Source organism: Sulfuricurvum sp. (assembly GCF_049305995.1).
GTDB lineage: Bacteria > Campylobacterota > Campylobacteria > Campylobacterales > Sulfurimonadaceae > Sulfuricurvum.
The window spans coordinates 1-8,772 of record NZ_JBAQPS010000198.1; the positions used below are offsets into that span (position 1 = coordinate 1).

General features: G+C 42.0%; 12 protein-coding genes. 4 read left to right on the forward strand and 8 right to left on the reverse strand.

Features of this window, described 5'->3' with window-relative positions; genetic code table 11:
- From WA010_RS06715 to WA010_RS06750, 8 genes are all read right to left on the reverse strand, one after another.
- Positions 1 to 716: cation:proton antiporter (locus WA010_RS06715; RefSeq protein WP_422556373.1), on the reverse strand; the 716-nt coding region annotated here is incomplete at its 3' end.
- Position 717: 1 nt separating this feature from the next.
- Positions 718 to 1,857, reverse strand: coding sequence for a dihydropteroate synthase (gene folP / locus WA010_RS06720; protein ID WP_422556374.1), 1,140 nt, complete (start codon positions 1,855 to 1,857; stop codon positions 718 to 720).
- Positions 1,847 to 2,470 (reverse strand): DNA polymerase III subunit delta', encoded by a 624-nt coding sequence (locus WA010_RS06725; protein ID WP_422556375.1) that lies wholly within the window; start codon positions 2,468 to 2,470, stop codon positions 1,847 to 1,849. Before WA010_RS06725 ends, folP begins: the two co-directional genes overlap by 11 nt.
- The gene (locus WA010_RS06730) at positions 2,457 to 3,005 is read right to left on the reverse strand and encodes a HobA family DNA replication regulator (RefSeq protein WP_422556376.1); all 549 of its coding nucleotides are present in this window, start codon (positions 3,003 to 3,005) and stop codon (positions 2,457 to 2,459) included. The genes WA010_RS06725 and WA010_RS06730 overlap by 14 nt, the downstream gene beginning before the upstream one ends.
- A complete protein-coding gene (locus WA010_RS06735) occupies positions 3,005 to 4,216 on the reverse strand; it encodes an aspartate kinase (RefSeq protein ID WP_422556377.1) in 1,212 nt (403 codons plus the stop codon). The genes WA010_RS06730 and WA010_RS06735 overlap by 1 nt, the downstream gene beginning before the upstream one ends.
- Complete coding sequence (locus WA010_RS06740) at positions 4,216 to 4,686, reverse strand: RNA pyrophosphohydrolase (RefSeq protein ID WP_422556378.1); 471 nt, start codon at positions 4,684 to 4,686, stop codon at positions 4,216 to 4,218. The genes WA010_RS06735 and WA010_RS06740 overlap by 1 nt, the downstream gene beginning before the upstream one ends.
- 95 nt (positions 4,687 to 4,781) lie before the next feature.
- Complete coding sequence (locus WA010_RS06745; RefSeq protein ID WP_422556379.1) at positions 4,782 to 5,051, reverse strand: hypothetical protein; 270 nt, start codon at positions 5,049 to 5,051, stop codon at positions 4,782 to 4,784.
- A complete protein-coding gene (locus tag WA010_RS06750) occupies positions 5,048 to 5,320 on the reverse strand; it encodes a toxin (protein WP_422556380.1) in 273 nt (90 codons plus the stop codon). The genes WA010_RS06745 and WA010_RS06750 overlap by 4 nt, the downstream gene beginning before the upstream one ends.
- Positions 5,321 to 5,405: 85 nt before the next feature.
- Between WA010_RS06750 and hemW the strand changes: the two genes are divergently transcribed.
- Genes hemW through queA form a run of 4 tightly spaced genes read left to right on the forward strand, consistent with a single transcriptional unit; the run spans position 5,406 to position 8,727 of the window.
- Entirely contained in the window at positions 5,406 to 6,467 is a 1,062-nt protein-coding gene (gene hemW / locus WA010_RS06755; protein WP_422556381.1) for a radical SAM family heme chaperone HemW, read from the forward strand.
- A 7-nt stretch (positions 6,468 to 6,474) separates the two neighbouring features.
- On the forward strand, positions 6,475 to 6,924 hold the full coding sequence (tatB, locus tag WA010_RS06760) for a Sec-independent protein translocase protein TatB (protein WP_422556382.1): 450 nt from the start codon (positions 6,475 to 6,477) through the stop codon (positions 6,922 to 6,924).
- A complete protein-coding gene (tatC, locus tag WA010_RS06765; protein ID WP_422556383.1) occupies positions 6,924 to 7,706 on the forward strand; it encodes a twin-arginine translocase subunit TatC in 783 nt (260 codons plus the stop codon). Before tatB ends, tatC begins: the two co-directional genes overlap by 1 nt.
- Positions 7,699 to 8,727 carry a tRNA preQ1(34) S-adenosylmethionine ribosyltransferase-isomerase QueA gene (queA, locus tag WA010_RS06770; protein ID WP_422556384.1) on the forward strand — a complete coding sequence of 343 codons (1,029 nt, stop codon included), beginning with the start codon at positions 7,699 to 7,701 and terminating at the stop codon, positions 8,725 to 8,727. The genes tatC and queA overlap by 8 nt, the downstream gene beginning before the upstream one ends.
- Positions 8,728 to 8,772 lie beyond the last annotated feature (45 nt).

An 8,772-nucleotide genomic window follows, 5' to 3' on the forward strand; every position in this document is an offset into this window, starting at 1 on the left:
CCTAGTACGACATCAATTTTAATGTACAGCATGACCGCAACCATAATAAACATCAGTGCAACTGAAAAACGGACATCCTGATCTTTACCATCTTCATGCGGCATGATAAGTATTTTTAAACCTGGATACCACCAAAACAAGATACGTATCCCTCTAAAAAATAGGATAAATCCAATCAAAAATAAAAAAAGCCCTCCGAGAACAAAAGCAAACTCTCGATTATAACCGTATTCTAATCCCCCACTGAGAATCGTCAAGGCTATAATACTAACCAATTCACCAATAATTCCGATATTCAATGCCAATCGAAGCCAAGGCTCATTTTTACCATATTCTTTAACCAATGCCATTAACATCCCCAACGAAAAAATCGGAAATGCTACGAGATAAACTGCACTCAAATCAAAATAAAAAAATAAGCCCAATGAACATCCGTACAACATTGCAAAATAAATCACTGTTCGACGAAGTAAGGAAGATTTTTCAAAGCCGAACGCTTTAAGATTTACTTCCATGCCTGCCAAAAACATAAGATACAAAAAACCTACTTTTGCAATAATCTTAAATAGTTCATTCTCTACCAAAAGTCCAAAATATCCTGCTAAACTTCCCAATAAAATTTCAACAACCACGACCGGTATTTTAGTAACACGCGATAAAAATGGAGAAAGCATAACTAATAAAGAGAGGGTAATTATGACAACAGTATTACTCATCTCAACCCCTCAATGTCTGCCACAATTTTACCGCTTGAACATGTTCTTTAACATCATGAACACGAAGAATCGATGCTCCCTCTTCGAGTGCTTTAAGATGGATAGCAATACTTCCTCCCAAGCGATCTTGTGTAGGAGACGGGGAAATTTTATCGATCAGTGATTTACGGCTTGCCCCAACTAAAAGAGGTTTGCCCAAACGTAAAAAATGGCGTTGGTGAGTAATAAGGGCAAGATTATCGGCAAGCCGTTTTCCAAATCCAATTCCGCAGTCTAAAATCGTCTCTTTAATTCCAAAGGAGGAAGCTTTGAGTATACGCTCTTCAAAAAACTGTTCTACTTCGGTTAACACATTCCCATAAGAAGGATTTTCCTGCATCATTTGAGGGCTGCCCTGCATGTGCATAATCACGACAGTTGCACCGTAACTGCCACAGAGACGTGCTACTTCATCATTTTCTAGCCCTGTAATGTCATTAACAATCTGAAATCCCTTCTCAAGTGCATAGTGGATAACGCTAGGGGTATAGCTGTCCAGACTCAGACGGGTCTTTTCATAAAATTTCTGCTCATACAACACATCAATGATCGGTCGAACACGACAAAGCTCCTCTTTTTCACTTACGGCTACCGATCCGGGACGACTCGATACTCCACCCAAATCGATGATATCGGCACCCTCGGTGATCATCGTCTCAATTCGCACAATCGCTTTAGTCCCAGGACAACGGCTAGCATGGTAAAAACTGTCATCGTTGGCGTTGAGAATTCCCATAATAGAGATATTCTCATTACGTTTTAAACGACAAAAGCTCTCCAGTTCGGAGGAGAGAAGTTTCAGCCCAAATGGCTGAACTCTCTCTTTTCTGACTAACTCTTGCAGTTGCCGTTCCGTTGCAATCAACAAGGTATCCACGCGTGGTGTCGTCGCCGTTACCGTCCCTCTAGGAACCGCTAAATCAGCACCAACACTCAAAGCATCTTGCTTGAGGATATTGGCGGCACCCACATGTAAATCACGGATACGGATCAGATGAAGAGAACCTTTATCTTCTAAAATCGATACCCCCCCGCCGTCAACACCGAGCTGTTTAAGCTCACGGTGCAAGTCAATGGCATTGGAAAGTTTTTCAACGACCATGTTTGACCTCTTTGAGAAAATTCATCAATACCATTACTAATACACTCTGAAAACGGCTGTTCAGTTCAATCAAACGGAGAGCTTTCTCGAATCCTTCGAGTTGTACCTCCGTAAGAGGCAATTTTTCGACGTAAATTGCCTGATGCATCAGCTGCTCAATCAGTGCTTTCGCTTCATGTTTTTTGAGACGATCATGCTCTTTTAGAAAGGTAAATAATCCTGATAAATCAAGATTTTTGAGGATAATAGAGAGGACGTTATAGGTACGCTCAACATGTTCTTGAGTGAGGCTGAGACGAGAACGCACCGTAGGAAGAAAAGTGCTTTTATTGGGTGCGAGGAGGATAAAAACAATGTTACGAGGAGGTTCTTCAAGAATTTTCAAGAGAGCATTTTGAGCAGGAACGGTAAAACTTTTGGCTCCGAGGATCAACGTTTTGGTATTCTCTTCACTTTTATACGCTTCGGCAATCACCTCTTTAGCATCTTCAATTTTAAAATCATCTCGTAAAAAAGTGACGCAACGAAATGGGTGGTTTGCCTCTTCTATCGCTTTAGCTCTCTCTTCCATCTCTTTTGTAATTAAGATACCACCTCTTTCATTCGCGAACATTAATCTCCCCAAACAAAACGGCACCGATGGTTTTATCAAATAAACGATAAAGTTGTAACAGTTTGATATCAATTAACGGATCATGAGAGCGCAATACTAATGCATTCTGAAACCGCTCATCCATAATCCATAATAAACTGTTAGCACTTCGTTTAGCGATATCTGCACGACGTTCATCCCCTCGACCAATATACCAAAAGAAGTATTCATGTTTAAATGCCAAATCGAGCATATCGATTAACGTATCAATCGATTCACCACCACTAATATAATCATAATGTGGATAAAGGGCATCCATACAAATAATAGGGATCATAGGACGTTCTTGAGAACGCTTATTTAAAGAAGAGGTAATATAATGAGCAAACCATTTTCGATCATAATCCGTAATTAAAACAAGTGTCTTTCCCTCCATCATCTGATCTATAGCATTAGCCAACGAAGGAGTCCATTCGAAACGTTGTTCTTCGAACCAACTCATCGATGCCCCTTCGGAGCGAATCGACTCTAATGTCCATTGATCAAAGTGACGCACTATTTATCCAACGCGTATGCACCGTGAAGTGATCGTACTGCAAGTTCTGCGTACTTTTCATCGATCACCATCGATACTTTGATTTCAGAAGTAGAAATCATCATGATATTGATATTCTCCGCAGCCATCGTTTGGAACGCTTTAGCCGCAACCCCGGTATGAGACTTCATCCCGACACCGACGATGGAGACTTTACAAATATTTTCATCGTACGATGCTTCGCTGATTTCATCGGCGGCGATAAAGGTTTCTACCACTTTTTTCGCATCGATCAATTCGGTTTTAGGGACTGTGAAATCGAGGTTCGTTTTGCCATCATGCCCTGAAGTTTGGATAATCATATCAATGTTCACACTGTTGTCGGCCAAACGGGTAAAAATATCCGAAGCGATTCCCGGACGATCAATTACGCCGCTCAAAGATACGCGTGCTTGGTTTTTATCGAGTGCGATACCGCTGACAAGTGGTTGTTCCATAATATTCTCTTCCTTTGTGATAAGTGTCCCTTCCGCATCGCTAAAGCTGGATCGGGTAACGAGGTTAACATTTAATTTTTTAGCCAATTCGACGGAACGATTTTGGAGTACTTTTGCTCCGAGTGATGCGAGTTCGAGCATCTCATCGTAGCTGATTTTATCCATTTTTTTAGCACGCGGCTCGATACGAGGATCGGTCGTATAAATACCGTCAACGTCGGTATAAATTTCACATAAATCAGCTTTCAATGCCCCAGCCAAAGCAACAGCAGAGAGGTCTGAACCTCCGCGTCCAAGTGTCGTCACCTGACCGCTATCACTCACCCCTTGGAATCCGGCAACGACGATGACTTTACCCGCTGAGAGTTCAGCGTTCATTGCGGATGGATCGATACTCTCAATTCGTGCTTTCGTGTGGATACTATCGGTGACAATCCCCGCACGGCGTCCGCTCATAGAGGTAGCGCTGTGCCCCATTGCATTGAGCGCGATAGAGAGCAATGCCGCCGTTACCCGCTCCCCTGAGCTCAGGAGCATATCCACTTCACTGCGCTCAGGTGTAGCAGTATAATGTTCCGCATACGCGATCAATTTGTTAGTTTCACCGCTCATCGCCGAAACGACGACGACGACTTGATGTCCCTCTTGAAGTGTTCGCGAGACACGTGTAGCAACATTTTGGATTCTCTCCAAATCACCGACACTGGTTCCGCCAAATTTTTGGACAATTAGCATTACAGATACCCCTTGGTTCTAAAATGAGAAATAACACGTTCATAAACCGGTTTTTTGAAATGGGCGATGTGAGTCAGTAACTCATCAATCTTGACAAATCGGTACGCTTTGAATTCAGGATGCTTGGTATCCAAATCGATTTTAGCCCCTTGTTTCAGGCGTACTAAAAAATAGCGCTGTTTTTGTCCCGCATACGGAGCCATTTTGGCGGCGACATGGGCTGGGAAATCGTAAGCGATCCATTCGGGATACTCGGCGATGATCTCTACTTTTTTAGTACCGATCTCTTCTTCTAGTTCCCGAAATAGTGCTTCTTCAGCCGATTCTCCTTCATCAATTCCCCCTTGAGGAAATTGCCATACCCCCTCCAAATCACTCCGTTCAGCGATAAAAACATCTTTGGTCTCAAGATACTCATGAGAGACAATAATCGCCGCCACATTCGGTCGGTAGAACTTTTTTTCGGTCATTCACCATCTTTTAGTCTATTTTTAAAGGGGTATTGTAAGCTATTGCTCATTAAAAAAACTATAATTGTTCATTCAATTAGGGCGTTAGATATTATTTAAATCTTCAATTCCACTTTTCCATGCGCATAGTTATGGATCAATGCTTGGATGATATTTTGATACGATATTCCTATATCTTTTGCCCGCTGTTTGACAAAATCCAAATCCGATTGCTTCATATTGATCGTAATCTGCTTCTTTTGATTGAGATAATCGAGAGTGTCAGTTGCCATTTTTTTAATTTGGTCGTTATCGAATGGCACAGATTCAAATTCCCCTTTTTCCAGTGCATCCAATAACTCTTTTTCCTCTGCGTCGTATTTCATGATTCATTTCCTCTGTAGTGTTTGTGTAGTTTGCGACTGGGAATAATATTTTTGAGAAAAATACTATCTCCATCCCTCACGTAGGGGATATAATGGATATATCCGCCTAAAGATATGACATATATGTATTGGTTCGGATATTTATCACTAAGCGGGTGTTTATAGTGATCTACTACGCCCTCTTTCGATAATACCTCTACAGCATCTTCAAAGCTATACCCTCTAGTTGCTTTTAGAATACTGTTTTTATCCTCGTTCCATCTATACATATACTACCTTTTCAATATCTAAGCATTATATGAGCAATATATTTAATATAAAATAAACTCAATGTGAAATGGGATATAATGACACATGCTTTTATACATTCACATCCCTTTTTGCGATAGCAAATGCTCTTACTGTGCGTTTAACTCTTATGTCGATAAATTTTCACTGCGCGAAGCGTATATGAATGCGCTCCTTATCCAATTCAATTCGGAGCTTCTCCGTTTCAACGTTAGTACGTCAAATCCCATTGAAAGTGTTTTTATCGGAGGAGGGACTCCCTCTACAATAGAGCCTTCTCTTTATAGACCCTTATTTGAGATGATTGACCCTTATCTAAAAAAAGGATGCGAAATCACCTCTGAAGCTAACCCAAACAGTGCAACACGTGAGTGGCTGGAGGGAATGTTTGAACTAGGAGTCAACCGACTTAGCTTTGGAGTCCAAAGTTTCAATAATGGCAAACTGAAAACACTCGGGCGAGCTCATAATACAGAACACGCATTAAAAGCGATCCAAATTGCCTCAGCAATCGGATTTAAACATCTCAGTATCGATCTCATATATGGAGTCAAAGGAGATACTAAGGAGCTTTTAAAATCCGATATTTCCCAAGCATTTATCCTCCCTATCGATCACATCAGCCTCTATGCTCTCACAATAGAAGATGAAACCGTATTTGAAAAAATTCCTGAAATTGCCAAAGAGGAATTGGAACTTACTCAATGGCTCTTTCGTGAAATCATCTCTCATGGTTACGAACAATATGAGATCTCGAATTTCGGAAAATACCGTTCACAACATAATATGGGATATTGGGAGCACAAACCTTATATCGGTTTAGGATCTGGGGCCGTCGGCTTCTCGGAACATCACCGTTTTTACCCAAGCACCAGTGTAGAACACTATATTCAGCATCCCAATGAAACGACTAGTGAAGAAATCGACTTTACTGCCCTTTTGAGTGAAAAACTTTTCTTAGGATTCCGCAGCTGTATCGGAGTAGATAAAACTATTTTAAATAAAAAGCAAATACAACAAGCCGATTTACTCTGTCAAGAGGGGATGCTAAATCAGCATAATGGACGTTATTTTAATCGTGATTTTCTTTTAGCAGATGAAATTGCTCTCAGGGTAGAAGGGTTTTAAACTTTGTTTGGGTAAAATCCCTGTCACTGTAAATTTTATTATTTGGATTATCATTATGTTTGGAATGGGTATCGGGGAAATATTTCTCATCATTATTATTGCTATTTTATTTTTAGGACCGGATAAACTCCCTTCTACCATGGTCGAAATTGCTAAATTTTTCCGCAGTGTAAAAGGGACGGTCAGTAGTGCCAAAGCAACCCTCGAAGAGGAGATGAAATTCTCTGAGATGAAAGAAGGTGCTCTTAATTACAAAAAAGAGCTAACTGATGCAAGTGCAGAATTAGAAAGAATGACCAATGTTACTGAAATCGGAAGCGAACTCACAGGGATTAAAAATGATTTGGATCTCAATCTCGACTCCAAACCTGCCCCGTCCGCACCCAAAGAACCAGAAGTAATCACGTTCACCCCAAAGCCTAAGCCAGTCGAAATTAAAAAAGAAGAGAATGTCTGATGTTTGAAGATTTAAAGCCTCATTTAGCCGAACTTCGCAAACGGCTTGGTATCAGCGTTGCTGCCGTTATCATTATGTTTTTTGTGATGTTCAACTTTCACGAAGCCCTTTTAGCATGGGTCACCGCACCACTCGCCGAAGCTATTGCTTCCGTAGCTAAAGTTTCAACCAAAGCGGCCGAGGGGATGATTACCACCACTCAGCTGGGGGGAACCTTTTTCGTTGCGATGAAAGTCTCCTTTTTTGCGGGATTGCTTGTCGCACTTCCTGTTATTTTAATGCAATTTTGGCTTTTTATCGCTCCAGGTCTATATGCCAATGAGAAAAAAATGCTCATCCCTTTCGTCGTTGGAGGAACAGTTATGTTCGCCATGGGAGCAGCATTTGCCTATTACGTCGTTACTCCGTTTGGATTTAGTTACCTCATCGCCTTTGGTAGTGCTTCGTTCGTTCCAATGATCAATATCGAAGACTATGTCGAATTTTTCACCAAAATCATGTTTGGATTCGGACTCTCCTTTGAGCTTCCTGTTATCTGTTATTTCCTCGCCCTATTGGGACTCATAGATGACAAAATGATGACCGGATTTTTCCGTTACGCTATCGTTTTGATCTTTATCATCGCTGCGATTTTAACGCCACCGGATGTTATCACCCAAATTCTCATGGCAATGCCGCTCATTCTCCTCTATGGTGTCTCTATTTTGATCGTTAAAGCGGTTAATCCGGCACCAAAAGAAGAGGCCTATATGGCCGAAGACGAAGAAGAGACGATTGACTGATCTCAACCCTCTTCTTACGGCCAGTTACCACTATGAGCTCCCATCAGAGCTTATAGCGACCCATCCGATCCATCCCAGAGATCATGCCCGCCTCCTCGTTTACAACCGTACAGACAAATCGATTACGCACACCCGTTTCGACGCACTCGAATCGTTTCTCCCTGAAAACTGCGGAATCATTTTTAACGATACGAAAGTTATCAAAGCTAGGGTTTACGGAAAAAAAGAGAGTGGCGGAGCGATCGAGCTGCTCATCAATCGCCCTCACGATGCTCATGCGATCAATGTGTACATCAAAGGACGGGTTAAAGAGGGGACGTTATTGAACTTTGATGAAGGGTTGAGTGGGCGTGTCATCAAACTGCACGATGACGGCTCACGCGATGTCAATTTTTACCTTCACGATTCCCTTATCCGCTTCGAAGAGCTCCTCCCTATTTTAGAGAAAGTCGGACATATCCCACTCCCCCCATACCTCGGACGTGAAGACAACTCCGAAGATGAGCGGGAATACCAAAGCGTTTTCGCCCACTATGAGGGGGCAGTAGCTGCACCTACCGCATCGCTCCATTTTACCGATGAGTTGTTTGATGCGGTGTGTTCACGTCATCCACACGCTTTTGTCACTCTCCATGTCGGATCAGGAACCTTTAAACCAGTCGAAGCCGAGATTATCACCGATCATCCGATGCATTCGGAATATTTTGACATTAGCACTACCGCCAAAGAGCTTATCGATAGTGACATCTCCCTTTTGAGTGTTGGAACAACCTCCACCCGCACGATCGAATACCATGTACGAACCCACGAGACACATGGGGAAGCAAACCTCTTTTTACACCCTAATAATCCCCCAAAACGGATTAATCATCTTCTCACCAATTTCCATCTTCCCCAATCAACACTACTGATGCTCGTCGCATCGTTCGTCGGGTTGGAAGAGACCCACCGCATTTACAGAGAAGCGATTGATGAAAAATACCGCTTTTTCTCATATGGTGACGCGATGCTTATCCTCTAAATTACTCTACGTTATGTTACAATTAGGTTACAATAACCGCAAGGC